Annotated in this window: 26 protein-coding genes and 1 tRNA gene; 14 read left to right on the top strand and 13 right to left on the bottom strand. The window is 56.6% G+C overall.

Annotated elements, in window-relative coordinates:
* Positions 1-97: 97 nt before the first annotated feature.
* The 3 genes from GFB49_RS06120 to ilvC all read right to left on the bottom strand — a co-directional run bounded on the left by GFB49_RS06120 (position 98) and on the right by ilvC (position 2731).
* On the bottom strand, positions 98-970 hold the full coding sequence (locus GFB49_RS06120; protein ID WP_153215003.1) for a DMT family transporter: 873 nt from the start codon (positions 968-970) through the stop codon (positions 98-100).
* 37 nt (positions 971-1007) lie between these two features.
* Entirely contained in the window at positions 1008-1607 is a 600-nt protein-coding gene (locus GFB49_RS06115) for a GNAT family N-acetyltransferase (protein ID WP_153214946.1), read from the bottom strand.
* 101 nt (positions 1608-1708) lie between these two features.
* Positions 1709-2731: a ketol-acid reductoisomerase gene (ilvC, locus tag GFB49_RS06110; RefSeq protein ID WP_153214945.1), complete on the bottom strand. Its 1023-nt coding sequence runs from the start codon at positions 2729-2731 to the stop codon at positions 1709-1711.
* A 129-nt stretch (positions 2732-2860) separates the two neighbouring features.
* Here ilvC and GFB49_RS06105 point away from each other — a divergent pair, with 129 nt between their 5' ends.
* From GFB49_RS06105 to GFB49_RS06095, 3 genes are all read left to right on the top strand, one after another.
* Positions 2861-3316, top strand: coding sequence for an Lrp/AsnC family transcriptional regulator (locus tag GFB49_RS06105; RefSeq protein ID WP_153214944.1), 456 nt, complete (start codon positions 2861-2863; stop codon positions 3314-3316).
* Positions 3313-3768: an Lrp/AsnC family transcriptional regulator gene (locus GFB49_RS06100; protein WP_153214943.1), complete on the top strand. Its 456-nt coding sequence runs from the start codon at positions 3313-3315 to the stop codon at positions 3766-3768. Before GFB49_RS06105 ends, GFB49_RS06100 begins: the two co-directional genes overlap by 4 nt.
* A 96-nt stretch (positions 3769-3864) precedes the next feature.
* Positions 3865-4701 (top strand): dioxygenase family protein, encoded by an 837-nt coding sequence (locus tag GFB49_RS06095; RefSeq protein WP_153214942.1) that lies wholly within the window; start codon positions 3865-3867, stop codon positions 4699-4701.
* Positions 4702-4714: 13 nt separating this feature from the next.
* Here the strand turns inward: GFB49_RS06095 and GFB49_RS06090 are convergent, their stop codons facing one another.
* On the bottom strand, positions 4715-5917 hold the full coding sequence (locus GFB49_RS06090; RefSeq protein WP_153215002.1) for a UbiH/UbiF family hydroxylase: 1203 nt from the start codon (positions 5915-5917) through the stop codon (positions 4715-4717).
* 94 nt (positions 5918-6011) lie between these two features.
* Positions 6012-6260 carry a hypothetical protein gene (locus GFB49_RS06085; protein WP_153214941.1) on the bottom strand — a complete coding sequence of 83 codons (249 nt, stop codon included), beginning with the start codon at positions 6258-6260 and terminating at the stop codon, positions 6012-6014.
* A 154-nt stretch (positions 6261-6414) separates the two neighbouring features.
* On the opposite strand from GFB49_RS06085, the gene GFB49_RS06080 reads away from it, so the two are divergent.
* Positions 6415-7161 carry a nuclear transport factor 2 family protein gene (locus tag GFB49_RS06080; protein ID WP_153214940.1) on the top strand — a complete coding sequence of 249 codons (747 nt, stop codon included), beginning with the start codon at positions 6415-6417 and terminating at the stop codon, positions 7159-7161.
* A 4-nt stretch (positions 7162-7165) separates the two neighbouring features.
* Here GFB49_RS06080 and GFB49_RS06075 read toward each other — a convergent pair whose 3' ends face one another.
* A complete protein-coding gene (locus GFB49_RS06075) occupies positions 7166-7810 on the bottom strand; it encodes a pyrimidine 5'-nucleotidase (protein ID WP_153214939.1) in 645 nt (214 codons plus the stop codon).
* A 139-nt stretch (positions 7811-7949) separates the two neighbouring features.
* On the opposite strand from GFB49_RS06075, the gene GFB49_RS06070 reads away from it, so the two are divergent.
* Positions 7950-8600, top strand: coding sequence for a GntR family transcriptional regulator (locus tag GFB49_RS06070; RefSeq protein WP_153214938.1), 651 nt, complete (start codon positions 7950-7952; stop codon positions 8598-8600).
* Here the strand turns inward: GFB49_RS06070 and GFB49_RS06065 are convergent.
* Together GFB49_RS06065 and carA are read right to left on the bottom strand one after the other, a co-directional pair.
* Entirely contained in the window at positions 8530-10506 is a 1977-nt protein-coding gene (locus GFB49_RS06065) for a glycosyltransferase (protein ID WP_246149627.1), read from the bottom strand. The genes GFB49_RS06070 and GFB49_RS06065 overlap by 71 nt on opposite strands.
* Before the next feature lie 121 nt (positions 10507-10627).
* Entirely contained in the window at positions 10628-11791 is a 1164-nt protein-coding gene (carA, locus tag GFB49_RS06060) for a glutamine-hydrolyzing carbamoyl-phosphate synthase small subunit (RefSeq protein ID WP_153214937.1), read from the bottom strand.
* A gap of 219 nt (positions 11792-12010) precedes the next feature.
* Here carA and GFB49_RS06055 point away from each other — a divergent pair, with 219 nt between their 5' ends.
* Positions 12011-12484: a GatB/YqeY domain-containing protein gene (locus GFB49_RS06055; RefSeq protein WP_153214936.1), complete on the top strand. Its 474-nt coding sequence runs from the start codon at positions 12011-12013 to the stop codon at positions 12482-12484.
* Positions 12485-12532: 48 nt separating this feature from the next.
* Here GFB49_RS06055 and GFB49_RS06050 read toward each other — a convergent pair whose 3' ends face one another.
* A complete protein-coding gene (locus GFB49_RS06050) occupies positions 12533-13018 on the bottom strand; it encodes a DUF2244 domain-containing protein (protein ID WP_153214935.1) in 486 nt (161 codons plus the stop codon).
* A gap of 81 nt (positions 13019-13099) precedes the next feature.
* A complete protein-coding gene (gene ctaD / locus GFB49_RS06045; protein ID WP_153214934.1) occupies positions 13100-14758 on the bottom strand; it encodes a cytochrome c oxidase subunit I in 1659 nt (552 codons plus the stop codon).
* A 242-nt stretch (positions 14759-15000) separates the two neighbouring features.
* Between ctaD and GFB49_RS06040 the strand changes: the two genes are divergently transcribed.
* Positions 15001-15417, top strand: a complete 417-nt coding sequence (locus tag GFB49_RS06040) for an HIT family protein (RefSeq protein WP_153214933.1) — start codon at positions 15001-15003, stop codon at positions 15415-15417.
* Positions 15418-15459: 42 nt separating this feature from the next.
* Here GFB49_RS06040 and lipB read toward each other — a convergent pair whose 3' ends face one another.
* Positions 15460-16131: a lipoyl(octanoyl) transferase LipB gene (gene lipB, locus GFB49_RS06035; RefSeq protein ID WP_153214932.1), complete on the bottom strand. Its 672-nt coding sequence runs from the start codon at positions 16129-16131 to the stop codon at positions 15460-15462.
* 114 nt (positions 16132-16245) lie between these two features.
* Here lipB and GFB49_RS06030 point away from each other — a divergent pair, with 114 nt between their 5' ends.
* Positions 16246-17865, top strand: coding sequence for a peptidoglycan-binding domain-containing protein (locus GFB49_RS06030; RefSeq protein WP_153214931.1), 1620 nt, complete (start codon positions 16246-16248; stop codon positions 17863-17865).
* A gap of 161 nt (positions 17866-18026) precedes the next feature.
* Positions 18027-18113: transfer RNA gene (locus GFB49_RS06025), tRNA-Leu, on the top strand.
* A 140-nt stretch (positions 18114-18253) separates the two neighbouring features.
* On the opposite strand, the gene GFB49_RS06020 is transcribed toward GFB49_RS06025, so the two are convergent.
* Both GFB49_RS06020 and GFB49_RS06015 read right to left on the bottom strand, forming a co-directional pair.
* On the bottom strand, positions 18254-19249 hold the full coding sequence (locus tag GFB49_RS06020; protein ID WP_153214930.1) for a TraB/GumN family protein: 996 nt from the start codon (positions 19247-19249) through the stop codon (positions 18254-18256).
* A gap of 30 nt (positions 19250-19279) precedes the next feature.
* Positions 19280-20263 (bottom strand): TraB/GumN family protein, encoded by a 984-nt coding sequence (locus GFB49_RS06015; protein WP_153214929.1) that lies wholly within the window; start codon positions 20261-20263, stop codon positions 19280-19282.
* Positions 20264-20376: 113 nt separating this feature from the next.
* Here GFB49_RS06015 and GFB49_RS06010 point away from each other — a divergent pair, with 113 nt between their 5' ends.
* The 5 genes from GFB49_RS06010 (at position 20377) to GFB49_RS05990 (ending at position 24875) form a co-directional block, all read left to right on the top strand.
* The gene (locus GFB49_RS06010; RefSeq protein ID WP_153214928.1) at positions 20377-21042 is read left to right on the top strand and encodes a DUF2161 domain-containing phosphodiesterase; all 666 of its coding nucleotides are present in this window, start codon (positions 20377-20379) and stop codon (positions 21040-21042) included.
* A gap of 340 nt (positions 21043-21382) precedes the next feature.
* Positions 21383-21670 (top strand): co-chaperone GroES, encoded by a 288-nt coding sequence (locus GFB49_RS06005; protein WP_153214927.1) that lies wholly within the window; start codon positions 21383-21385, stop codon positions 21668-21670.
* A gap of 63 nt (positions 21671-21733) precedes the next feature.
* Positions 21734-23377, top strand: coding sequence for a chaperonin GroEL (groL, locus tag GFB49_RS06000; protein ID WP_153214926.1), 1644 nt, complete (start codon positions 21734-21736; stop codon positions 23375-23377).
* A gap of 92 nt (positions 23378-23469) precedes the next feature.
* Positions 23470-23787, top strand: coding sequence for a hypothetical protein (locus GFB49_RS05995; RefSeq protein ID WP_153214925.1), 318 nt, complete (start codon positions 23470-23472; stop codon positions 23785-23787).
* Between the two features lie 212 nt (positions 23788-23999).
* Complete coding sequence (locus GFB49_RS05990) at positions 24000-24875, top strand: LysR family transcriptional regulator (protein WP_153214924.1); 876 nt, start codon at positions 24000-24002, stop codon at positions 24873-24875.
* The last annotated feature ends 25 nt before the right edge of the window (positions 24876-24900 follow it).

Here is a 24900-nt window from a genome sequence, read left to right as displayed (position 1 = left end):
TGCAATGCGGTCCTGTATCGCAGGCGAAACTGCATTTGTGGATTTGCTCGGGTGCAAGAAAGCCCTTGAACTGAAGTAGTTTCAAGAGATTGTCCTGTTAGATTTTGTGAAAGAGCTGCTTCAATGCTTGCCATTGACCCAAGACAAGGCCGGAGAATACGAGCGCCAGCGCCAGAAGGAGCGAAGCCGGAAGCGGCTCGCTCAGGATGACGGCTCCCAGAACCACGGACCAGATTGGGACCTGATAGTTCGTGAGGCTCATGAACACCGGACCTGCGCCGCGCACGACCAGAACCCGCAGCAGGTTTGCGCCTGCCGTTGGAACCAATCCCAGCAGTGCGACCCAGAAAAGGGTTTCTTGGCTTAATGGGGGGAGGGGTCCTTCCACCACCCAGGCCAGCGGAATGATGACCACCGCGCCGATGATCATCAGAACGGTGGCGAGCCCGACGGAATCCACAGGCGGCAGACGGCGTGTTAAAATGGAGGAACCGGCATAGCAGGCCGCCGCCAAGATACAGGCCGCGCGCCCGGCCCATTCCAGATCTGACCCGCTGCTGTCGAAAGCTTTGCCTCCAATCAGGATCAGGATCCCCAGAAAACCGAGCACTGTGCCGATAATGCGCCGCGGCCCCATCTGTTCCCCTGCCACAAAAACATGTGCCAGCGGCAGGATCATCAAGGGGATCGCGCCCATGCTAACTCCTGCAAAGCCCGAGGTTACATAGACCAAACCCCAGCTGAGAAGGGCAAAAGGCAGCGCAGTGCTGAACAGTGCGATGATACAGACCGAGACCCAGTTGCTGCGCTCTTCAAACAGCCGAAACCCGAGCAGGCCCCAGATGACGGTCAAGAGTAGCGCTGCAAATCCAATCCGCCCGGCGGCCAGCCAGAACGGTGTGATGCCGCGCAGCGCAAGTTCAGCCACAAGAAACGTACCGCCCCAGACAAAACCCAAGGTGGCGATCATGATCCAATAGCGGGGTGGGATAGGAACGGCGTTCACACTATGAACCTCGGCTCAAAAGCGCAGCAGCGCCCCATGCGGCAATAAATATCAATGCGATGGTGAAGAGCCAATCTTTTTTCTTTTTTGCAGGAGGTTCAGAAAGCTCTACTTCAAAAAAACGGAGGGTTTCGTTCCATTGGTTTTCGAAAAGCGCTTGCGAGGCTGTGTTTCCGCCCCAAGCGATAGCGTGCATTTTGGGGATGCCGACAGCATGTGTGTGTTCCTGTGCTGCTTGCAACAGTTTGCGGCCAACTCCGTTGCGGCGGGCCGCTTTTACTACAAACACATCATAGATAGAGGCAGATCGGCTCAAATCTGGCCGACCCATGCGATTTCGCGCGATGTTACACCAGATGTAGCCAATCAAAGTGTCTTCAACATATGCGACTAGAATGTCATCACATTTTTTGCGCGTTCCGAGGGGGTGCCTGAAAAGCTTGCGCAGTTTCTTCTCTGAAATATCGGATGCGGCTCCGGACGCAAAAACGCTTGGGCGCAGTTCCTTGTGTTCCGCATTTGTCTGTCGGTGCCACTCGAGGATTTGCGTGTAGTCTTTGGCTGCTGCGGCACGGATTTCCAGATTGACGAGCCCATCCATAAAATACCTGCCTCCAATCGCATTCCTAAAGACGAAAAGACTCCGGCACAGGGCCGGAGTCAATTCATGTTTTCCTAATTCAAACCATAACTTGGTTTGATTTAGTTCTTCTCTTTGTCGACCATTTTGCCAGCGGAAATCCACGGCATCATGGCGCGCAGTTTGGCACCGGTTTCCTCGATCGCGTGCTCGTCGTTTGCACGACGCGACGCTTTCAGGAACGGCTGGCCAACTTGGTTTTCCAGCATGAAGTCGCGGACAAATTTGCCCTGCTGGATGTCTTCCAGAACTTCTTTCATCGCTTTTTTGGTCTGCTCGTAGGGCAGGATGCGCGGGCCGGTGACGTACTGGCCGTACTCAGCGGTGTTGGAGATGGAGTAATCCATGTTCGCGATGCCACCTTCGTAGATCAGGTCCACGATCAGCTTCACTTCGTGTAGACATTCGAAATAGGCCATCTCAGGTGCGTAGCCTGCTTCGACCAGAGTTTCGAAACCGCAACGGATCAGCTCAACCAGGCCACCACACAGAACAGCTTGTTCACCGAACAGGTCGGTTTCGCACTCTTCACGGAAGTTGGTTTCGATGATGCCGGAACGGCCGCCACCGATGGCAGAGCAGTAAGACAGGCCGATTTCCAGCGCTTTGCCGGTTGCGTCGGTGTCTACAGCCACGAGGCAAGGCACGCCGCCGCCTTTGGTGTATTCGCCGCGTACGGTGTGACCTGGGCCTTTGGGCGCCATCATGATCACGTCAACGCCTTCTTTGGGCTCGATCAGGCCAAAGTGCACGTTCAGGCCGTGAGCAAATGCAATGGCAGAACCCGGCTTGATGTTGTCGTGGACGTATTTCTTGTAGGTTTCGGCCTGCAGTTCGTCGGGCATGGTGAACATGATTACGTCACACCAGGCTGCGGCTTCGGCGATACCCATGACTTGCAGGCCTTCACCTTCGGCTTTCTTCGCAGAAGGCGAACCTTCGCGCAGAGCAACAACAAGGTTTTTCGCGCCGGAGTCACGCAGGTTCAGCGCGTGCGCGTGGCCTTGCGAGCCATAGCCCAGAATGGCAACTTTTTTGTCTTTGATCAGGTTCACATCGCAATCGCGATCGTAATAAACGCGCATGTCACGTCTCCTCACGTTGAATTTGAGGCGATCATAGGCATTCTGTGCGCGAGGACGAGGGGGTTTTGCACGAAATATCTGCTCATTTCGCACTTATCATTCGCCAATGTTTGGTATAGTGGTAAAATCATGCTTGATGACTTGGATCGACGCATTCTTCGCCGTATGCAGGCGGAACCGGACCAATCCCTGCCGGATCTTGCCGATCAGTTGGGGCTTACACCGTCGCGCCTGTCGCGCCGGGTCGAGAAGCTGCGCGACAGCGGCGTGATCCAAGGGGTCCGCATGGAAATAGATTGGCGCGCGCTGGGGTATGAGGTTGAAGTCTCTTTGCGGGTGACGTTGGACAAGACCCACCCGCAGGCCTTTGATGAATTTATCGCTGCTGCGCGCCTGATCCCGGAGGTTCTGGAAATCCAAACCTTTTTGGGGCAGGTCGATGTGCGCCTGACGGTGATTGCGCGGGACATGGGGCACTATCAGGGCATTTACCGCAGCCAGATTCTGGTTCTGCCCCATATCGCCGATATTGAGGCCCTGATGCATGTGGCGCGGATCAAGGCCGAAGAGAGCCTGCCGATATGAACCGGCTGGATGAGATCGACCTGGAGCTTTTGCGCGCGCTGTCAGAGGATGCAACCCAATCCGCCAGGGCCTTGGGGCGCGAGTTTGGTCTGAGCCAGCCTGCCACATGGCGGCGGATCAAGCGGTTGCAGGATCAGGGTGTTCTGGTCGGCCGGCGATTGGATCTGAATAAGGAAAAACTGGGTTTTGGCGTTACGGTCTTTCTGGGTGTGAAACTGGCCACCAAAGGGCGCGTTTCGCTGGAAGATTTTGAGCGTGCGGTAACTGCGATTCCAGAGGTGCAGCGGGTTGAACATGTTCTGGGGCTTTATGACTATCGCCTGCGGGTGACCGCGCGCGATATTGCGGATTTCGAAAGGGTGCTGAGACGGCGGATCATGACCTTGCCCGGCGTTGGGAATGTCGAGGCAAATGTGATGCTGTCCGAAGAGCGCAGGCCCGGCCCGTTGTAAACTGGTCTGTTTTTTATCTGAAAAGATGCGACGGAAAAACGGCACGCCTGCGTTATAACGGAACCATCAAAATAGGATCCGTCAGGAGCAACAGTTATGAGCAACAAGACAGAACACAAAGACGAGCATGATTTGGGACTTGCCCATGATCTGCCACGGCTGATCGGGCGGCGCGGGGTTCTGGCTGGGCTTGGGATGATGGCTGCGGGACCTGGGCTGGCTGCGGATTGTGTGGCATTGCCCTGGGAAACTGCGGGACCTTATCCCGGTGATGGGAGTAACCGGAAATCTGGTCAAGTGGTCAATGTGTTGACCGAAAGCGGCGTGATCCGCCGGGACATTCGCTCCAGTTTCGCCGGGTATGAGGGGAGCGCGGACGGCGTTCAGATGGATCTGGAGATGACCTTGCTCGACGCTGATGGGTGCACAGCTTTGGCAGGGGCTGCGATCTATATCTGGCATTGTGATGCGATCGGGCAGTACTCGCTTTATGATGATACAGAGGTGAATTTCCTGCGCGGCGTGGGTGTTGCAGATGAGGCGGGTAAAGTGCATTTCACAACCATCGTACCGGGATGTTACCCGTCGCGTTGGCCGCATATTCATTTCGAAGTTTTTGAGACACCAGAAGCAGCCGTATCGGGAGAGGCGTCGATACTGACCGCGCAGATTGCATTGCCCGAAGCGGAATGCGCTGCCACTTATCGGGACCGCTCTGACGTCTACACAAACGGAACCGCCAACCTTGGTCGTAACACTCTGGAGCGCGACGGGGTCTTTCGCGACAACAGCACGGCAGAAATTGCGCAGCAGACGGCTGCGATGTCGGGTGATCCAAGCGCCGGGTATTCGGCCAGCGTCACCGTTCCACTGGATCGGGCGGCCCAACATGCGGGTTCGGGCTTTTTTGAAAGGCTCTTTGGTCGACCCTAAGCAGGATTGGGGGTCAGCGGACCCCCAATCCCATCTGCATCAGCGTCTTGCGGACCGGTGGCAGGGAATAAAGCGCGCTGAGACCCGCAGCGCGCAGATCCCGCAACGGGCGCGGTGCCAGCATCGAGGTGCGGTTCAACAGATCGATCCCACGCACGCGGATCATGATCTCGCGGTGGCGCGCTTTGTGATAGGCTGCCAACATGGATGCATCACCCAAACCTTCGGGACGGTCCCGAACCAGATCGCGCAGGGCAATCAAATCACTCAAAGACATGTTCAGCCCTTGCGCTCCGATCGGGGGCACCACATGCGCGGCTTCGGCCATCAGCGCGACGCGCTCGGCGTTCAGCCGGGCCGCAGATTGGCTGATGATCGGCCAGATGGTGCGGTTGGATGCCAGTTTCAACGGGCCATAGATGCCGCCGCTGCGCTCGGTCATCTCGGCTTCAAAACGCTCGGCAGGCATATTGAACAGCTCTTGCGCACGAGGACCGCGCTCCATCCAGACCAGCGCAGACGAGGGCATGTCGTTGTGATCAGGCAGCGGCACCAGCGTGAACGGCCCGCCTGAGCGATGCACCTCGGTTGAGATATTGTCGTGTGGCTTTTCGTGGTTGACGGCCAGGGCCAGGGCCTTTTGGCCATAACGGGTGGTCGACACTGGAATGCCTGCGGCTTCGCGCACTGGTGAATTGCGGCCGTCGCAGGCCAGGACCAGCTTAGCCGTCACGGTGGTATTGTTGGTGAGGGTCACGCGCGCACTGTCGGAGCGGGTGAACAGGCCGTTTGGTTTGACGCCAACACCCATTTGCAGATCGACATTGGGCAGTTCGGCCAGCTGCGCCATCATTTCGCGTCGCAATAGCCAATTGGGCAGGTTCCATCCAAAGGGCTGGTCCGAGATGTCGGCGGCGTTGAAATCCCGCACCACGCGTGGTGTTGGTGTGGCCCCACCAGCATCCACAATCCGCATGATCTGCAAAGGGGCCGCATGGGGGGCGAGCCGCTCCCACAGGCCGATTTCAGACAACAGCTGTTGTGCGGGCTGCAAAAAAGCCGTGGTGCGCAGATCCGCCCCTTTGGTATCGCGTTCCACAACAGGTGGGGTGGGGTCAACGCAGATGACCCGCAGGCCAAGGCTGCCAAACGCGGCCGCCGCCGTCAGCCCGGCAATGCCGCCGCCCGAGATGAAAATATCGCAGCTCTCTGCCATAATGCCGCCCTCCAGTGCTTTGCCCTCACATAGGGTTTCGCAATGGGGAAGTACAGGCGACACAATAGCTCTGTGGTCAATCGTCTCGGATCTGTCAGCCGCGCGAGACCAGGATCAACAGGGTCCAGACAACCGGGACAAGGGCAACGGCGGGCAGGTAAAGTCCCGGCAGGCCAAACAGCAGCACGAGCGAGGCCCAGGCGCTGAGAAAGGCGCCAAGCGCGTAGTAGATATTATGCGCGTCACCGTAGGCGATCTCTTTGGCCATGCGCCCCAGAAAGGGAACTTTGAACATCACACGTTCGGTTGGGGACAGATCTTCGGGAAGTGCGTAGGCCGCCATATTGTAACTCCGCTTTGTATTATTTCGCTGATATAGGCAGTGCGATGATGTGGGCCAAATGCGCCTTTTGCCGCAGTGCGGCATAGTGACCAAGAGCAGCAGACAGGATGCGCATGTGCTGATAACTTGGGCTTGCGACGAAGGGGAGACGCCAATGACCGCTGACCGTATCGAACAGATCCGCGCCTTGCTCAAAAGCATTGAAACCGGAGACCCAGGCCCGATTGCGGTGGTGAATGAGGCGAAATACATCCAGCACAATCCCCAGACCCATGAAGGAAGCGAAGGATTGGCGACGCTTTTTGCAAGTCTGGCCAAGACTGAGCCGCGCGTGAATATGGTGCGAGGATTTGCGGATGGGGATTATGTTTTTGCCCAGATGGAATATGATTTTTCCAGCCGCAAAATCTGTTTTGAGGTGTTTCGCTTCGAAGACGGTCAGGCAGTGGAGCATTGGGACAATATCCAAGATCGTCTTGGCCCCAATGGATCTGGACGCAGTATGGTGGATGGATCCGTAAAAGTTCAAGATCTGGGGAAAACAGAAGCCAATCGCATGCTGGCCCGCGCCTTTGTGACAGAGGTTCTGATTGGCGGCGATGTGGAGCGGCTGGAGGCGTTCATATGGACCGATTATGCCGAACATAATCCGCTTTTGGTGGACGGCGTTGTGTCTTTGAGGGCAGCTCTTGGGACCGGAGATATCCAATATCAAACCCTTCACCGAGTGCTGGCGCAGGGCAATTTTGTGCTGACGGTGTCAGAGGGCGTCAAGGAAGGGGCTCACAGTGCGTTTTATGATCTGTTCCGCCTGAAGGACGGAAAAATTGCCGAACACTGGGATACAACAGAACGGGTTGTTCCGCAGTCCGAATGGAAAAACACAAACGGGAAATTCTGAGCCTTTAGCGCAGGCGGCTCAGGAAATCTGTCAGATCATCGGTGTGATGGTGGATATGGTCACCGTCTGCCGCCGTAGGCGCGACATGGATGGTGCGCATGCCCATTGCGTGCGGCGCGGCCAGGTTGCGTGGATCGTCCTCGAACATGGCGGCACTTTCGGGCGTGATGCCCGCCTGTTCGAACACATGTTCAAATGCAGCCCGTTCTGGTTTGGGGCGATACCGCGCATGTTCCACGCCATAGATCCCGTCAAACAGTCCCGACAGCCCTCGCGCCTTTAGAACACGTTCTGCATACGGGGCAGAGCCGTTGGTATAGACAATGCGTTTGCCCGGCAGGGCCGAGATATGGTCGGCCAGGGCTGCGTCTTCCTCGAGGTGATCCAACGAGATGTCATGGACCGCGTCCAAATACGGATCCGGGTCGATGTCGTGATGGGTCATCAACCCGGCCAACGTGGTGCCATGTTCGCGCCAATAGTGACCGCGCAGATGGTCCGCCTCCGCCGCATCCACGCCAAGGACATCCATCACATAGCGGGTCATCTTGACCTCGATCTGGTCAAAAAGCCGCGCGCTGGGCGGATAGAGCGTGTTGTCGAGGTCAAAGACCCAATGGCGGACATGAGTGAAAGCGGGTTTGATCATATGTCTTCGATAGGAGGATCGCCCCCGCCAGGCAACGATAAGATGCAGCTGCTGCGGGAAAAAGGCGCAGGGTTCCTGTGGGGGTTGCACCAAAAAACATGCGGTGTAGACATAAATATGCAGATTGACAGGGACCCCAATGTACCAGAACCGCAGTAACAACAAAGACGCCTATGCTCTGATCCTCGAAGCCATTGATGTCGGGGTATACAAACCCGGCGACAGGCTGGTCGAAAGCGATCTGGCAGAGCAGTTCGGGGTGTCCCGCACACCGATCCGCGAGGCGTTGCAGCGGTTGGAAACTCAGTCTTTGTTAGAACGCGATGGGCGATCGCTGATTGTTGCGTCGCTGGATCACAACCAAATGGCCGAGCTTTATGCAGTGCGCAGCGAGCTGGAAGGGCTGGCAGCACGGCTTGCTGCCAAACATGCAACCGAAGAAGAGGTCAAAGTGCTGCGCGATATGGTTGTTGCGGATGATGCACTGGTTGACCAACCGATCGAGCTTGCACGGGCCAACCGGCGGTTTCATGAGCAAATTCACCTTGCCTCACATAACCGGTATCTGGTGCAGCAGCTGGATCTAGTCCACCGGACCATGGCGTTGATGGTAAACACCTCCCTGTCCGCACAGGGCCGTGGCCGGATCGCGCAGGCCGAGCACAAAAAGATCGTCGATGCCATTGCGCGCCGGGATGAAGAGGCCGCCTACCAAGCGCTCAAGGAACATATCTCGGTCGCTTTTGTGACCCGTCTGAAGCAGGACGCGACCCAACGGGAGCAACGGTAGCAGGCGTTGCGCCATGCATGGGTTTTGGCGCGGCGGGGACATCGCTGTGCAGCCCGTGTTCGGTCTTGTCCCAATAAAATGGCTTCAGGATCAACTCATAAAGCGCCTTGTAAGCCGCGATAGTACCCAGTGGGTAGTAAAACAATAAGGTCGGAGCGCAGAGCGCAAGTCGCCATCGTTTGCAGGCAAAGGCTGCGGCGACGCCCAATAGGATTGACAGCGCCTCGCAGGACAGCATGAACCCAACAAGGATGGTCTGGATCTGCGATGTCACAGCAGAAGAGATCGGATGCCCCAGCCCGAACCACCACAGCCAATAGGTCCATAACACCGGCGCCAAAAGGAATTGCCCAATGGTTCCGATAAAGAAAGCCTGTAGCCCCAAAAGCTTCCACCAGCCGAGCTCCCGATACAAAGGGCCAATGTGGCGCATGTGAACCAGATAGGTGATCATAAACCCTTTGAGCCAGCGTGAGCGTTGTTTAATCCAGGGCCAGGGACGGCAGTTGGCTTCTTCAAATGTTGTTGAAGGCAGCATCCGTGTCTCATACCCGGCGCGGTAAAGGCGCACACCCAGATCGGCGTCCTCTGTCACGTTGTGGGCATCCCAGCCGCCGATTTGCAGCAGGACCGAACGGCGGACAAACATGGTGGTGCCCCCCAGCGGCAGAACCAGCCCCAGGCGCGACAAAGCGGGCAGGACGATGCGAAACCAACCGGAGTATTCCAGCGTGAAACACCGCGACAACCAGTTGGCGGTGGGGTTGTAGTAATCCAAAACTCCTTGAAAGCAGGCAACACGCGGATCTGCGCAGGCAAAGCTGCGGGCGACTTTCTCCAATTGATCGCCCTCTGGTGCGTCTTCTGCGTCCCAGACGCCCACGATGTCTCCGCGGCAAAAGTCCAGCGCGTAGTTCATCGCCCGCGGCTTGGTCTGTAGTCCGCCGTTTGGCGGGACCTCGATCACTTTGATCCAATGGGGCAGCTCAACACGGGAAACGGCCTGCCGTGTGACCTCATCGGTTTCTTCCAGAACCAAAAACACTTCCAGCAAGGTTCGGGGATAAGACAGCCGCCCCAACCGGCGCAATAGGTCGCGACTGATTTCGGCTTCTTTAAAGAGTGGCACCATGACCGAAATGCTTGGCAGTCGCTGCAGCCCAGCTTTGGTATCATGTTCTGCGGGGGGATTGCGGTAGTGCCCGCGAAAATGCGTCACCAGGCCAACCAGTTTCAGCGACATAAACAGAGCAAGACACAGGAGGGCCAGCGCTGTAATCCCAACGATTGACTGCGTCGGTGCCACCAGCAGACAGACCCAGGGTAACGCAAGAATGATACACAGCGTGACACGCAGGTTTCGGCTCATCAAACTGCGACAGCTCAACCGGTTTGAGGGCCTGCTGGAGGCCGCGTATGCCAGATCCTGTCGAAAGTGCGCTGCGATAGCGGAGCGGATCTCCTCTTCGTCGGCCAGGACAAACCGGACGTGTGGAAAACTTTTGCGCAGTTCTGGTTCCAGCGTTTTGCATTCCTCGGGATGGGCGATTGCAATGATTGTAGTCTCGCCAAATTGCATCCAAGGCACAGCCGTGTGCAGCAGCCAGAACGTAGGTGCACGTCGGGCTAACAGGCGTCGGTTCAACTGCCGCCCCTTGAGGCTGACAGTCGGCAATTTGTGCTGGTCCGCCAGAGCCTGCAACACATTGGAACGACAGGCCCAACCTTCCGCGACCAGGATCTGTCCAAGCCGCGCTCTTTGGTGTTGTTGCAAGACCAATGCCCGCATCAAACGGTCATTGCTGACAGCTTTTTGACGCAACAAAATCTTGCCCAAAAGAGGGCTTTCCGCGCGTCGGTGCACCACGGCGGGTGGTGCCACATTGGACGTCCACACTTTACCCATAGCGGCAGTTATCCTGTGGATGAATACCGTATAAGTAGAGTTGAGATTCTGGTTAAAAATGCCTTAACCCAAAAGGAAACGCCCGCCGCTTTTGCGACGGGCGTTCGAAATTCACGAAGCTTTACGATGCTTTGCGTTGGGCCATCGCGTCAGCAAAGCGTTCAAACAAGTAATAGCTGTCTTGTGGACCCGGGCTTGCCTCGGGGTGCTGCTGGACCGAGAACACCGGGCGATCCGAAATTCGGATGCCGCAATTGGAGCCGTCAAACAATGAGACATGGGTCTCTTCCACGCCATCGGGCAGGGATTGTGCATCCACCGCAAACCCGTGGTTCATGGAGGTGATCTCTACCTTGCCGGTTTCGTTCTCTTTGACCGGGTGGTTGGCACCGTGGTGGCCGTGGTTCATTTTGATGGTTTTGGCACCAAGTGCCAGCGCCAGCATTTGGTGGCCCAGGCAAATGCCGAACATCGGCAGATCCGTGTCCTTCAGAATGGTCTGGATCATGGGCACCGCATATTCGCCCGTGGCTGCCGGATCACCGGGGCCGTTGGACAGGAAGACACCATCGGGATTATGCGCCAGAACCTCTTCGGCCGTGGCGGTGGCTGGCAAGACGGTTACGTCACAACCCGCAGAGGCCAGGCAGCGCAGGATGTTGCGTTTCGCGCCAAAGTCCAGCGCGACCACTTTGTGGACCGGATCTTCCTGACGGGTATACCCTTCGGGCCAGGCCCACCGCATTTCATCCCAGCGGTAGGATTGCGCGCAGGTCACGTCCTTGGCCAGGTCCATGCCCTCCAGGCCGGGCCAGGCGCGGGCTTTAGCGACCAGCGCTTCGATATCAAATTCACCATCCGGGTTGTGGGCCAAGGCCACATGCGGTGCGCCTTGTTGGCGGATCGCGCGGGTCAGGCGACGGGTATCGATGCCGCCAATGGCAATGCGGCCCGTACGGGTCAGCCATGTTTTCAGCTCTTCCGTGGCCCGCCAGTTCGATGATTGTGTCGGGTCCCATTTCACAACCATACCAGCGGCAACGGGATCACCGGTTTCATCATCTTCCGGCGTTACCCCAACATTGCCGATGTGCGGAAACGTGAAGGTCACGATCTGGCCCGCATAAGAAGGGTCGGTCATGATTTCCTGGTACCCGGTGAGCGCGGTGTTAAAGCACAGCTCAGCAACAGTTTCGCCTGTGGCGCCGAAACCAGCTCCGTAAAAGACGGTGCCATCGGCAAGCGCCAAACAGGCAGTGGGCTTGGACGGGGCGGTGATGGCCATAACGCGACTCTCCATGCGGGTAAAATTCACAGGCTTGTAGGGTGCGACGTCGGGCCGGTCAAGCTGTGGGGTTAATCAACCGAGCGAAAACTGCCCGCAAATTCAAACCTCCGCATCACATTGATTAACCATTGGCGGAGATGCACAGGCTAAACTTGTCAGCGAGGGCGAACTTAGGTAATGCTCGGCCTTCCTAACGCAGCGCTACGGAAGAATGATATGGACACGCGAAAACGGGTGAATGACGCATTGAAGCAGGCGATGAAAGACAAAGCGTCTGAGCGTCTTGCAACCCTGCGACTGATCAATGCCGCGATCAAAGACCGGGAAATCGCCGCGCGCGTCGATGGTGACGACGGTGGTATCGGCGATGGCGAAATCCTTGCCATTCTTGGGAAAATGACCAAACAGCGCAGCGAAAGCGCCCGCGCCTATGAGGAAGGTGGTCGTCTGGATCTGGCAGAGCGTGAACTGTCGGAAATCTCGGTCATTCAAGAGTTCCTGCCCAAGCAGCTGGATGAGGAAGAAATCACCAGCGCCATCCGGGATGCCGTTGCGGAAACCGGCGCGGCTTCGATTCGCGACATGGGCAAAGTCATGGGCGCGTTGAAGGCGAAGTTCACTGGCCAGATGGATTTTGGCAAAGTCGGCCCCTTGGTTAAGGACCAGCTTTGTACGGCTGGGGATTGCTAAACCCGGAGATCTGACCCGATGAAAAAAACCGCCCAACCGGCGGTTTTTTTATTTGATCGCCAGCAATGCGAAGAGTTCAGAATATAGCGCTTGGCGTTCTTCCTCGGACAGGAAGGCGCCGATTTCAACCTCGCGCCCACCGCCCTGAAGGGTGACATAATGTGGAACGGGGCCATCTGAGATGTGCATATGGACCTGCACCCAGTGCCGGTTTGACTGCCAGTCTTGCACCTCGCCCCGTGGGCCATAGCGCGTCAAGCGGGCGTCCGTTTCGTCCAGGATCAGAACTTCAAGGATCTGCGCATGTTTGCGGTTCAGATCCAAGGCCCATTTCAGGCCCCAGAGCGCAATCAGCATAAACGGCAGGATGCCCCATAAAACCACGGTTCCCAGGATCGGGATCAAGGGCACCGTCATCAGCGCCATCGCCAGACCTATGATTCCGACATAGCCCTCAGCCGTCAGCGATTGATGCGGCCACAGGTGCAGCTCAACCGTGGTGTTTTCTGGAGGGGAAATCCATTCATAAGGCATGGCAGCACCAAGTCAGGCAAAGAAAAAGGCCCCTGCGCGGTGGCAGGGGCCCTTCGATGAAGTGATTGGAAGAGCCGACGCTTAGTGGGCGTGTGGCTTGTCCCAGTCTTCCTGCTTGGGCAGGATTTCAAACGTGTGTTCCGGCGGCGGAGAGGGCAGGGTCCACTCCAGCGTGTCGGCATATTCGTTCCAATAGTTGTTCTGGGTCACTTTGGCACCGCGCAGCAGTGAGTAGATGACCACGCCAAAGAACAGCAGGAACGAGGCAAAGGAAATGAAGGCACCATAAGAGGAGACCTTGTTCCACAGTGCAAAACCGTCCGGATAGTCGATGTAACGACGTGGCATGCCCTGACGGCCCAGGAAGTGCTGGGGGAAGAAGGTCAGGTTCGCGCCGATGAAGAACAGCCAGAAATGGATCTGTGCGCCCAGCTCGTTGTAGTGACGGCCGGTCACTTTGCCAAAGTAGAAGTAGATCCCGGCAAAGATGGCAAAAACCGCACCCAAGCTCATCACATAGTGGAAGTGAGCAACCACATAGTAGGTGTCATGATACGCGCGGTCGACAGATGCCTGCGACAGAACCACACCGGTCACACCACCAACGGTGAACAGGAACAGGAAGCCAAAGGCGAACATCATCGGAGCTTTGAACTCGATCGAGCCCTGCCACATGGTGGCGATCCACGAGAAGACTTTGACACCGGTCGGAACCGCAATGACCATCGTGGCCAGCATGAAATAGGCCTGCTGGTTCAGGCTCATGCCCACGGTGTACATATGGTGCGCCCAGACCACAAAGCCCAGAACACCAATTGCGATGATCGCCCAGACCATCGGCAGATAGCCAAAAACCGGTTTGCGGGCAAAAGTCGCAATCACGTGGGAGATGATACCAAAGCCCGGCAGGATCACGATATACACTTCCGGATGGCCAAAGAACCACAGGATGTGCTGATACAGGATCGGGTCGCCGCCACCTGCAGGATCAAAGAAGGTGAAGCCAAAGTTGCGGTCCATCAGCAGCATGGTGATCGCGCCCGCCAGAACCGGCAAAGAAAGCAGGATCAGCCAGGATGTGACAAAGATCGACCAGCTGAACAGCGGCACTTTGAACAGGGTCATACCTGGCGCGCGCATGTTCAGGAAGGTGGTGATCATGTTGATCGCACCCAGAATGGATGAGGCACCTGAGACGTGGACCGCAAAGATTGCGAGGTCCATGGAGTATCCGCCTTCATTCACCGACAGCGGCGGGTACAAAACCCAGCCCACACCGGAGCCAAGCTGGTCGTTGCCGCCTGGGCTGAAGACAGAGCAAACCGCCAGAAGGGTGCCCGCAACATACATCCAGAACGACAGGTTGTTCATCCGCGGAAACGCCATATCCGGCGCGCCGATTTGCAGCGGCATGAAATAGTTTCCGAAACCGCCGAACAGGGCCGGGATAACAACAAAGAACATCATCAAGATGCCGTGGCCCGTGATCATCACGTTCCACAAATGTCCATTCGGCGTACATGGATCAGCGGCAAAGCCTTCCATACACATGTACTGCACACCCGGATCCATCAGTTCCAGCCGCATATACACGGTAAAGATAACTGAGATCAGACCAGCAAGTGCCGAAACGATAAGGTAGAGTATGCCGATGTCTTTATGGTTGGTGCTCATAAACCAACGGGTGAAAAATCCCCGCTCGTCTTCGTGCCCGTGACCATGGATGGCTGCATCTGCCATGTGGTGCCTCCTGTTACATGTATTCTGGCCGCGAAGTTCCTCCGTGCAGCCTGAATGCTCACAAAGTTTTTAGAGTGCTCGCCGCACCGCATCAATGGCAGAGTTTGATCTAGATCAAGAATAATTGTCGCGGCTGAGACATCTTTTATGCTGAGCTTTCGCGGCAGGACTTGACGCTTGACCTCTGCGCAGGAGGGGTTGAAAACCGTCCTGAATGCCGGTTTCCAAAGGAGGGCTGACCGATGGCGAGTTACGATCCCGACAATATCTTTGCCAAACTTCTAAGAGGGGACATCCCGTCCGAGAAACTCTATGAGGACGACGAGACTTTGGCGTTTATGGACATCATGCCGCGCAGCGACGGACATCTGTTGGTGATCCCCAAAACACCCTGCCGCAATGCGCTGGACGCCACCCCCGAGCAGCTTTGTGCAGTGATTAAAACCGTTCAAAAACTAGCACTTGCCGCTAAACAAGCATTTGGTGCTGATGGTGTGACCATCCAGCAGTTCAATGAGGCCGCAGGCGGGCAGGAAGTGTTTCACCTGCACTTCCATGTCCTGCCGCGCGTCGAAGGCATGCCCCTGCGCCCGGCAGGTCAGATGGGGGATATGGACGCTATCAAAGCGCATGCAGAAAAGATCCGCGCCGCCTTGTGAGGAAGTAAATCGGGGCAGGGCGATACGCTCAGCCCCGCCGCCTTACTCGGATGCGGCAAAGACCTTTTCGAAGCTTTGACGCAGTGCCACATCGACATCATCCATGCCGACGGGCAGACCAAGGTCGACCAAGCTTGTTACACCAAAGTCGGAGATGCCACAGGGGACGATTCCCGTGAAATGCTCCAGATCGGGTTCCACATTGATCGAGATCCCGTGAAAACTGACCCATTTGCGTAGGCGGATGCCAATGGCGGCAATCTTGTCTTCGGCTGTCTGGCCGGTCACGGTTTTGGGGCGGTCCGGACGTTCAACCCATACGCCAACACGACCTTCCCGGATTTCCCCCTTGATGTTGAAACGCGCCAACGCATCAATCACCCAGGTCTCCAGGTCCTGCACAAACCGGCGCACGTCTTTGCCGCGTTTTCCCACATCCAACATGACATAAACGACTCGCTGTCCGGGCCCATGATAGGTGTACTGACCACCGCGTTTGCTTTCATAAACCGGAAACCGGTCCGGATCGGTCAAATCTTGCTGTTTCGCTGAGGTGCCCGCCGTATAAAGGGGCGGGTGTTCCAGCAGCCAGATACATTCATCTGCATCACCCGTAGAAATCCGGGCAACCCGTTCTTCCATAAAGGCAATTGCATCTTCGTAAGGCACCAAACCGTCAGAGGCGATCCATTCCACCATGATGCTGTTCTCCATGACCCGAAGAATGTACCGTAAATCCTTCGCAAAGTCGGGGAGACATGACTCGCCAGATTGCGGGGGACTGAGGTATCCTGATTCTATTGTGAGTATTCAATAGAGGTGAGTGCGATGTCTTCCAAGGCGCTACGGGCCGCAGTGGCCACATCATTCCTTTTGACGACGGCTTCTGCGCCGGCAATGGCCAGCGATCTTGGAGCCGCATTGGTTGGGGGGATCATCGGCGGGGTGATCACCAACGAGGTGAACAAAAACCGTCGCGCGGCTCCGCGCACCTCCACCCGCAGTTCAACAGCCTACAGCGCAACACGCGCTGCAAACCGTGAAACCCAAACGGCGCTGAACTATTTCAATTTCCCGGCGGGTACCCCCGATGGGGTGATGGGCAGCCGTTCGCGCGCGGCAGTTTCACAGTATCAGGTGTTCATGGGTTTTCCGGCAACCGGCCGCCTGACCCCGTATGAGCGTGATTTCCTGGTCAGCTCCTACAGTCGAGCGCAGGTGGGCGGCCCCCAAGTGGTCAAAGCTTATCAGGCACCCAATGGCATCCGCAGCTTGCTGGTCACATGGCGCGACGAAAGCTTTGGGAAATCACCCAGCACCGGCTACGCAGGTCTGCCAATTGAAGTCAGCGAAGCGGTGGACGAAATTGCGGAAAGCGCAGAACCAACAGCGGAACAATTGCTGCAACGCTCCGGCTTCATCCAGCTTGCGGATATGAATGGCGATGGCAAAAATGACTATATGATCGACACGTCGGTGTCTGGCTCGTCCTTCTGGTGCGGGGCAACCCATTGTACGGTCATGGTCTTTGCCTCGACGCCCGACGGCTATCAGCGCAATGATTTCCTGGGTCGCGGCGTGACACCGGCGAGCTTTGCCTGTCACCGCGGGACCTGCAAAATGCATGAAGGGGAACAGCCTGTCATCACCGCAGAACCTGCACCGGCTCCGGCTCCATCCGCGCCAGGAACCGTGCTGGCGTCCAACCAAGCTCCGGCAGCGGGCCTCGGTGGCATCACCCTGTTTGAAACCCCGCAATCCACAGAGCCTCAGGCCTCTCTGACCAGCCACTGCAGCAAAGTCAGCCTGCTCACCAGCTCAAGTGGCGGGTATATGACAGTGGCCAATATGACAGATCCTGAACTGGCCCTGGGTGAGCAATTCTGCCTCGCACGGTCTTATGCCATCAATAGCGGCGAAGAGCTGATGGCCTCGTTGCAAGGTGTCAGCCAATCTCAGGTAGACGCCCAGTGCGACCAGTTTGGTCCTGCGGTGAAACCCTATCTGGATCAGCTGCAATTGCAGGACGCCAACACCGTGATGAGCAACGTTCAAAAGTTCATCCTGCAAAGCAATATGTCCCTGGATCAGCTGAACAACACGGCCGCGATCTGCCTGTTGTCTGGTTACCGTCGCGACAATATGGACGTGGCGCTGGGCGCAGGTTTGATCATGACCGGCTTGGGCAAACGCCCGTATGCGGAATTGGTGGCCCATCACATTGCGCTTGGTTTTGGCGCGCCCACATCGGTTGAGCGGGCGCAGGACTGGTACAACGTGGCCGTGACGGCGTTGGAAGGTGGCGCAGATCCTGTGTTTGCACCGGGCCAGCCTGAACGTGTTGGGCTGGTGAAACTGGCGGCGCAACGTCTGGGCGGCACGCCGCAACTGGCACAGCCGGTCCCTGCTTCTGGCACCGCGCTTCCATCCTTTAGCTTCGGCGATTGATACCACCTGTGGGTGGATCACAGTTAACTCAGCCCCGCCCATCAGGCGGGGTTGATTTGTTCAGACGTCAGTCCCAGGCAAATTCTTACGCAAACCGTGTTTTGCCTCTTTTCAAGCCCATAGAGCTGGTCTATATCGCCCCTCACCAAGTCATTGGCAGTGCGGTCGTGGCGGAATTGGTAGACGCGCAGCGTTGAGGTCGCTGTGGGGTAACTCCCGTGGAAGTTCGAGTCTTCTCGACCGCACCATTTAACACCAGACGTGGTACTCCCAAAACTTATACATCACAGATCTTTGTGGCTATAGAACGTTGTGTGTTCGGTCATGGGGCAAATGCCGCTCTTGGTTTCAAAAAAAGCGGTGCACGAACAGTCGCTAAAAATGAGACCTAGAACGCCGCGCGCTCGATTTTATAGCCGGTATCCGACAGCAGCTGTAACAACCCGTGTTTGCCCGGCAGGTGCAATGCTCCGACAGCAATGACCATGTGATCGGCTGTTTGCGCTTCAATGACCGGCATCCAAGCGGTGTTGCGCTCTTTCAGAAGGCGGCCCATAAAATCGTTCCAAATCGTCTCGGCCTCTTTTGTGGGCATCGATGCACCAGACAGAAATTCAAGCCGAGTGATCTCAAGATATTCGGCGACACGTTCCTCAAAATAGGCGGCAAGCATTGTTGCGATACCGTCTTCGCCGCTTTCGCTGCCGCCGATGAGCGCGATGTAAGGGCGCATCTGGCGCAGTTGCTCATCAATGGGATCGCGGTCCAACATGCGGATCACATCCAGTGGGTTTTCAAGCGACTGTGTCGGCACTTCTGAAGCCTGAGCCATGGCAGCCAAACGTTTGTCGAGACCATATTCAACCTCAGGATCCGCGCGCAAGCATGGGGGCAGGGACAGGGCGGTTGCCAGGAACCAAGGGCGCATTTTGGCGGCCATCCAGGATGGTATGCCTGCCTCGCTCGCTTTTTGAGACAGGATGGCCCAATCTCCAGCAGGCAGACGGTCAATCAAGGTGGGGCCTTCGGTAATAAACGTCAGACTGGGGTCTTTGACCAGCGCGGTTTGCATATCCGCAATCTCTTGCGGCGTGCTTTCCAAGAGCAGGACGTCTGCCGAGTCAATAACCGGTCCAAGGTTTTGCGTGATGCGCTGCAGCTTGTCGGAGGAGATATGGACCGTGCCGATCAAATGGATCTGCCGGTCCCCGCGCTTTGCGATCCAGTGATTGCCCTCGGCAAATGGGACATGATCCATGCGTTGGGCGATCTCCTGCTGCGCCTCAGCCGAAAGGTCTTTTCGCAGGTCCTGTCCAGAACACGCAGCCCACCCCATTGCCGGAGCGAGGACCAAGGGCAGAAGAGCGGCGAGCAGTCGTTTCATTCAGATGTACCTTTGTGAACGCGGGGCTTCTTAGAAAGCTGCCCGTTCCAACGTGTAACCGTTTTGTTTTAACAGGTTCAAAATGCCGCTTTTGCCGGGCAGATGAGCGCTGCCGACGGCGACCACGACCGTATCGCCCTGTACGTTCAGCAAAGGCCGCATCCATTTGCGGTTTCTCCAACCCAGCAGGCTTTCGTTGAAGACAGTGTTCAGGCGCTGCAGTTCCCGTGGAGACCGGTCGACATATTGTTGCGTGATCCACGGCAGCAGTAGGAAGGCCTGCCAGACGCTTTCGTCAAAATAAGCCTCGGTTGCGGTGGCGTCATCGGGTCGGTCAGACATCAGCAAGGCGATGTCGTTCTCCAAGATTTTTGCCTGATCCCGCACCGGGATCCGGGCCATGGCCTGCAAGCTGGTTTCGACGCTTTCCAAAGCGCCAATTGGGATTTTTTTGCGGATCGCGAATTTTTCAATCCGGTCATCCAACCCACGACGCACGCCAATGCCGGTTGGCCGACAGCCGTTTTGGACCAAGAACGTGCTGATGGCCCAGGGTTGCAGCCGTTCCACGGCCTTGAGGTTCAGCCCGGTCACGCTGGCAAAATCGCGAAACTGCTCCCAGCCCGTTTTTGACATCACCTGTTTCAGGGTCGCCTGATTGGGCAGTAAAAACGCTGCTCGGTTCTTGATGAAATCTTCGCGAAACGCCGTGACTTCGCGTGCCGTGACCTCAAAATACACCGCATCCGCCGCTGCAATGGTGGGGCGAAGATTGCGCATTACCTCGGCCATGCGCCGGTCGCCGCTGTGCATTGTGCCGACGATATGCAGCGTCTTTTCCCCTTTGCGCGCGACCCAGTGATTGCCCACAGCAAACGGCGTTTTAGCCATCTGCTGTTCAAGCCTGGTCGCCACTGAGGCTGGTAAATGGTCGCGGTAATCCACCCCTTTGCAGGCGGCAATCGCGGCGGTGCTTTGTAAAGCAATTGCCAAACCCAAGAGGAATCGTTTCATACGCAGTCTCACAGCTCATCGTGTTCTTTGAGCTAACGGCCAATGCTACGGATTTGCAAGGGGCACCAGCAGATAGGCTTGTCACGATCTATTCAACCTGCCAATCATCGCCCATGAACCGTGAAGATCAACTTTATACTCCGATCAAAGATCTCCTGGAGCGCCAAGGCTATGAGGTGAAGGGCGAAGTCGGGGCTGCTGATGTTGTGGCACGACGGGGAGATGATCCGCCGGTTGTGGTTGAGCTTAAGCTGCGGTTTTCGCTGTCGTTGTTTCACCAAGCTATTGCGCGGCTAACGGTGACGGATCTGGTCTATATTGCAGTGCCACGTCCCGGCGGCCGACAGGCCCGTCGGCAATTGCGGGATAATCTGTCTTTGTGTCGCCGGTTGGGATTGGGGCTGATCACTGTGCGCGCAGATGGGCGGGCAGAGGTCCATTGTGACCCGGGCCCATATGCCCCTCGAAAATCCAAGGTGAAACAAGCACGGCTTTTGCGGGAATTTGACCGACTGCGCGGGGACCCAAACCAGGGCGGGGCCACCCGGCATGGCATTGTGACCGCCTACCGCCAGGATGCTTTGGCCTGCGCAACCTATCTTGCGGAGCATGGTGCCAGTAAAGGGTCGGTGGTTGCACAGGGTGCCAACGTCCCCAAAGCCACGCAAATCATGGCTAAAAATCACTATGGCTGGTTTGAACGCGTAACAATTGGCGTCTACAGCTTGACGGACGCGGGGCGTCAAGGTTTGGCAGATTGGGCATATAGCGAGACATAGTCAGCAAAAGCCGCCGCTTCATCCAACGAAAGAGAAAGGGCCAAAACCCTCTTTGGCATTGCAGGACGCGATCGCGGATTGCTGTGGGAACGCTTAGCCATGTGGCCGGCCGCCAATTCCGCTATCTTGCAAGGATGCCAAGGTATCTGTTGCCAAAAGGTCTTGTAAAAAAAGACATAGAGATTTCGCGTTCCCCCCGTTGACAGAGACAAGCACGCGCCATAGCTTCCGTGCCGTTATCACTCAGCTGATGTGAGTGATAATGATCCGTGCTCGTTGCTTCCAAGAAGGATGGCACGGGTGTTAGAGAAACAAACTTTGAGCTTAAGGAGCTGCAAAGATGGCATTGAAACCGCTTCACGACCGCGTTCTGGTTCGTCGCCTTGAAAGCGAAGAAAAAACCGCTGGTGGCCTGATCATCCCTGATTCCGCAAAAGAAAAACCTTCTGAAGGTTCTGTTGTTGCGACCGGCGAAGGCGCACGCAAGGACAGCGGCGAGCTGATCCCGATGGCTGTATCCGCAGGCGACAAGATCCTGTTCGGCAAATGGTCCGGCACCGAGGTCACCGTCGACGGCGAAGAGCTGCTGATGATGAAAGAAAGCGACATCATGGGCATCATCGAATAAGCGACCGCGCTTGTTCTGATCCCCTGACCCTTCACTGCTAATTTACTCCATAGGAGAAGACACATGGCCGCTAAGGACGTGAAATTCGACACAGATGCCCGCAATGCAATGCTGCGTGGCGTCAACATTCTGGCAGACGCTGTCAAAGTAACCCTGGGCCCCAAAGGCCGTAACGTGGTTCTGGACAAATCCTTTGGTGCACCGCGCATCACCAAAGACGGTGTATCTGTTGCCAAAGAGATCGAGCTGGAAGACAAGTTCGAGAACATGGGCGCACAGATGGTGAAAGAAGTTGCTTCGCGCACCAATGACGAAGCAGGCGACGGCACCACCACCGCGACCGTTCTGGCACAAGCCATCGTAAAAGAAGGCCTGAAGCAGGTTGCTGCTGGTCTGAACCCGATGGACCTGAAGCGCGGCATCGATCTGGCAACTGCCAAAGTTGTAGAAGGCATCAAGTCTTCCGCACGTGAAGTTGCAGACTCTGCTGAAGTTGCACAGGTTGGCACCATCTCTGCGAACGGCGAAGCTGAAATCGGTCAGCAGATCGCAGACGCGATGCAGAAGGTTGGCAACGAAGGTGTTATCACCGTCGAAGAAAACAAAGGTCTGGAAACCGAGACAACTGTTGTTGAAGGCATGCAGTTCGACCGCGGCTACCTGTCTCCTTACTTTGTCACCAACCCTGACAAGATGACTGCAGAGCTGGACGACTGCATGATCCTGCTGCACGAGAAGAAGCTGTCTTCGCTGCAAGCAATGGTTCCGCTGCTGGAATCTGTGATCCAGTCCCAAAAGCCTCTGCTGATCATCGCAGAAGATGTTGAAGGCGAAGCGCTGGCAACTCTGGTTGTGAACAAACTGCGTGGCGGTCTGAAAATCGCAGCTGTTAAAGCGCCTGGCTTCGGCGACCGTCGTAAAGCAATGCTGCAAGACATCGCGATCCTGACCGGTGGTCAAGTGATCTCTGAAGATCTGGGCATGAAGCTTGAGAATGTCACCATGGACATGCTGGGCACCGCCAAGAAAGTTCAGATCACCAAAGACGAAACCACTGTTGTGGACGGTGCTGGTGAGAAGGCAGAGATCGAAGCACGCGTTGGCCAGATCCGCGCGCAAATCGAAGAAACCACCTCTGACTACGACCGTGAAAAGCTGCAAGAGCGCGTTGCCAAACTGGCAGGCGGTGTTGCTGTGATCCGCGTTGGTGGCATGACCGAAGTGGAAGTAAAAGAGCGCAAAGACCGCGTTGACGATGCGCTGAACGCGACCCGCGCAGCTGTTCAGGAAGGCGTCATCGTTGGTGGTGGTGTTGCTCTGGTTCAGGCGGGTAAAGCACTGGCCGGTCTGGAAGGCGCAAACGCTGACCAGAACGCAGGCATCAAGATCGTTGCTAAAGCAATCGAGGCGCCTCTGCGTCAGATCGCTGAGAACGCGGGTGTCGACGGTGCGGTTGTTGCGGGCAAAGTCCGTGAATCTGAAGAAACCTCTTTCGGCTTCAACGCACAGACCGAAGAATATGGCGACATGTTCTCCTTCGGCGTGATCGACCCTGCAAAAGTAACCCGTACCGCTCTGGAAGACGCGGCATCGGTTGCTGGCCTGCTGATCACCACCGAAGCGATGGTTGCGGACAAACCGGCCAAAGAAGGCGCGGCGCCTGCAGGCGGCATGCCCGACATGGGCGGCATGGGCGGCATGATGTAAGTCACGCCATCCATCTGGATGTTCAGAAGGGTCGCCAATTTGGCGGCCCTTTTTTAGTGTCGTCGGGCGTTGTCATCCTATGAGGTGTTTTTATGTCACGCAAAGATCCAAGACGTCGTTTGATGGTGCCGCTTACGGCAACTCAAAGACATGCCCTGCGAGAGGCCGTGCAAAGGACAGGTCGCCGAGGCTCCTTGGCAGATCGGTTGCGCCAGATCCTGGTCGCCGAACTTGCGCGGGGTGTTGCCGACCATGGAGCGGTCATCGCAGAGGGCAGCGGTTTACCTTTGCAATTGCCGCGCCCATTGCGGCGTCAGGTGGAGGGGCTGGCAACGGCTTGGGGGTCATCCCCAGCATATGTCGTGCAACAGGCACTGACCCAATATCTGATGGATCAAACCGAAACATGACGTTCTGCCTGACTTAGGGGACTAGCGAGGGAGACACTGACGTCAAAAGAACGACATGGGCACAGGCGCATATGTTGCGCGTCCACTACACCTTTAGGAAGGCACTTCCTCAGTGGCGATGGTGTGTTATCACAAACTGTGCATCATAAAACAGTAGAATGCTGATGCCACCCTTGGCAGTTTAAATGGTCTAACAGTAGGCTTTAAAGAGTATGGAAAGGCCAGAGCCAGATATTTGGCGAGACCTGGCGGTTTTGCTGGCAGTGGGGGAGGCGCAGTCCGCCTTTGCTGCAGCGGATGCCTTGGGGCTCAGCCAGACAGACGTTGCCCAGCGGATTGATATGCTGGAGGCGCGTATTGGCTCGGTTTTGGTCAATCGGACTGGTCCCAATTGGGTGTTGACGACAAAGGGAAAAGATCTGGCGCATCGGGCCCGCAGCATTGCGGATCTGGTACAACGTGGCAGCCGCCCGACATTGCGCGGCAGCAGCCGACCCATTGTATTGAGCTGCCCGGAACTGTTTTTTGAACATCTTCTGCTGCCGGTTTGGTACCGCATCCACCGCGAGATCCCGTCGCAACCCATGAAGCTGCGCAATGCTGTCAGCGTTTTGGATCAATCGACCAAGGGAAACGATTTGACGCTTTGCCTGGGCAAAGGACCACGAAAACCGGGCGTGGAAGGGCACGAGGTTGGACAGGTGACCTTTCGTCTGTTTGTTCACAAGCGCTTGCTGAACAGTGTTACAGACGTTCCTCCCTGCCATTTTACCGTGGACAATCCGCAACTGGCGGTTCCTGATCTTGTCTGGCCGGAACTGGGGCAAACGCGCCGAGTCAGTTGCCAGAATTTGGCGATGGTGGCGGCGGCGGTCAAATCGGGGCAGGGGATTGGATTGCTGCCGGATTTCGTCGCTCATCAGGACCGCGCATTGGTTCCTTTGGCAGGAGCTGAGCTTCCACCGTTTGGCCTTTGGATCTTAAGCCAGCCTGGGCGCTCTGATACCGGTCGTATTGGCGCGTTGCGAAGCCTATTAGAGCGAGAAATCGTGCCATTTCTGACAGCGCATTCTGTGTCGCGGCACTGACGGTTTTGTGACGCAATTTCCGTGA

The sequence above is a fragment of the Tritonibacter litoralis genome (genome assembly GCF_009496005.1).
Classification (GTDB): domain Bacteria; phylum Pseudomonadota; class Alphaproteobacteria; order Rhodobacterales; family Rhodobacteraceae; genus Epibacterium; species Epibacterium litoralis.
Note: the sequence above shows the minus strand (reverse complement) of the source record. Positions and strands in the feature narration are given on the sequence as shown.

Bases quoted from the DNA above. Each gene is read 5' to 3' on its own strand.
- GFB49_RS06120 (WP_153215003.1), bottom strand. From the start codon at position 970: ATGATCGCCACCTTGGGTTTTGTCTGGGGCGGTACGTTTCTTGTGGCT.
- GFB49_RS06115 (WP_153214946.1), bottom strand. From the start codon at position 1,607: ATGGATGGGCTCGTCAATCTGGAAATCCGTGCCGCAGCAGCCAAAGAC.
- ilvC (WP_153214945.1), bottom strand. From the start codon at position 2,731: ATGCGCGTTTATTACGATCGCGATTGCGATGTGAACCTGATCAAAGAC.
- GFB49_RS06105 (WP_153214944.1), top strand. From the start codon at position 2,861: ATGCTTGATGACTTGGATCGACGCATTCTTCGCCGTATGCAGGCGGAA.
- GFB49_RS06100 (WP_153214943.1), top strand. From the start codon at position 3,313: ATGAACCGGCTGGATGAGATCGACCTGGAGCTTTTGCGCGCGCTGTCA.
- GFB49_RS06095 (WP_153214942.1), top strand. From the start codon at position 3,865: ATGAGCAACAAGACAGAACACAAAGACGAGCATGATTTGGGACTTGCC.
- GFB49_RS06090 (WP_153215002.1), bottom strand. From the start codon at position 5,917: ATGGCAGAGAGCTGCGATATTTTCATCTCGGGCGGCGGCATTGCCGGG.
- GFB49_RS06085 (WP_153214941.1), bottom strand. From the start codon at position 6,260: ATGGCGGCCTACGCACTTCCCGAAGATCTGTCCCCAACCGAACGTGTG.
- GFB49_RS06080 (WP_153214940.1), top strand. From the start codon at position 6,415: ATGACCGCTGACCGTATCGAACAGATCCGCGCCTTGCTCAAAAGCATT.
- GFB49_RS06075 (WP_153214939.1), bottom strand. From the start codon at position 7,810: ATGATCAAACCCGCTTTCACTCATGTCCGCCATTGGGTCTTTGACCTC.
- GFB49_RS06070 (WP_153214938.1), top strand. From the start codon at position 7,950: ATGTACCAGAACCGCAGTAACAACAAAGACGCCTATGCTCTGATCCTC.
- GFB49_RS06065 (WP_246149627.1), bottom strand. From the start codon at position 10,506: ATGGGTAAAGTGTGGACGTCCAATGTGGCACCACCCGCCGTGGTGCAC.
- carA (WP_153214937.1), bottom strand. From the start codon at position 11,791: ATGGCCATCACCGCCCCGTCCAAGCCCACTGCCTGTTTGGCGCTTGCC.
- GFB49_RS06055 (WP_153214936.1), top strand. From the start codon at position 12,011: ATGGACACGCGAAAACGGGTGAATGACGCATTGAAGCAGGCGATGAAA.
- GFB49_RS06050 (WP_153214935.1), bottom strand. From the start codon at position 13,018: ATGCCTTATGAATGGATTTCCCCTCCAGAAAACACCACGGTTGAGCTG.
- ctaD (WP_153214934.1), bottom strand. From the start codon at position 14,758: ATGGCAGATGCAGCCATCCATGGTCACGGGCACGAAGACGAGCGGGGA.
- GFB49_RS06040 (WP_153214933.1), top strand. From the start codon at position 15,001: ATGGCGAGTTACGATCCCGACAATATCTTTGCCAAACTTCTAAGAGGG.
- lipB (WP_153214932.1), bottom strand. From the start codon at position 16,131: ATGGAGAACAGCATCATGGTGGAATGGATCGCCTCTGACGGTTTGGTG.
- GFB49_RS06030 (WP_153214931.1), top strand. From the start codon at position 16,246: ATGTCTTCCAAGGCGCTACGGGCCGCAGTGGCCACATCATTCCTTTTG.
- GFB49_RS06020 (WP_153214930.1), bottom strand. From the start codon at position 19,249: ATGAAACGACTGCTCGCCGCTCTTCTGCCCTTGGTCCTCGCTCCGGCA.
- GFB49_RS06015 (WP_153214929.1), bottom strand. From the start codon at position 20,263: ATGAAACGATTCCTCTTGGGTTTGGCAATTGCTTTACAAAGCACCGCC.
- GFB49_RS06010 (WP_153214928.1), top strand. From the start codon at position 20,377: ATGAACCGTGAAGATCAACTTTATACTCCGATCAAAGATCTCCTGGAG.
- GFB49_RS06005 (WP_153214927.1), top strand. From the start codon at position 21,383: ATGGCATTGAAACCGCTTCACGACCGCGTTCTGGTTCGTCGCCTTGAA.
- groL (WP_153214926.1), top strand. From the start codon at position 21,734: ATGGCCGCTAAGGACGTGAAATTCGACACAGATGCCCGCAATGCAATG.
- GFB49_RS05995 (WP_153214925.1), top strand. From the start codon at position 23,470: ATGTCACGCAAAGATCCAAGACGTCGTTTGATGGTGCCGCTTACGGCA.
- GFB49_RS05990 (WP_153214924.1), top strand. From the start codon at position 24,000: ATGGAAAGGCCAGAGCCAGATATTTGGCGAGACCTGGCGGTTTTGCTG.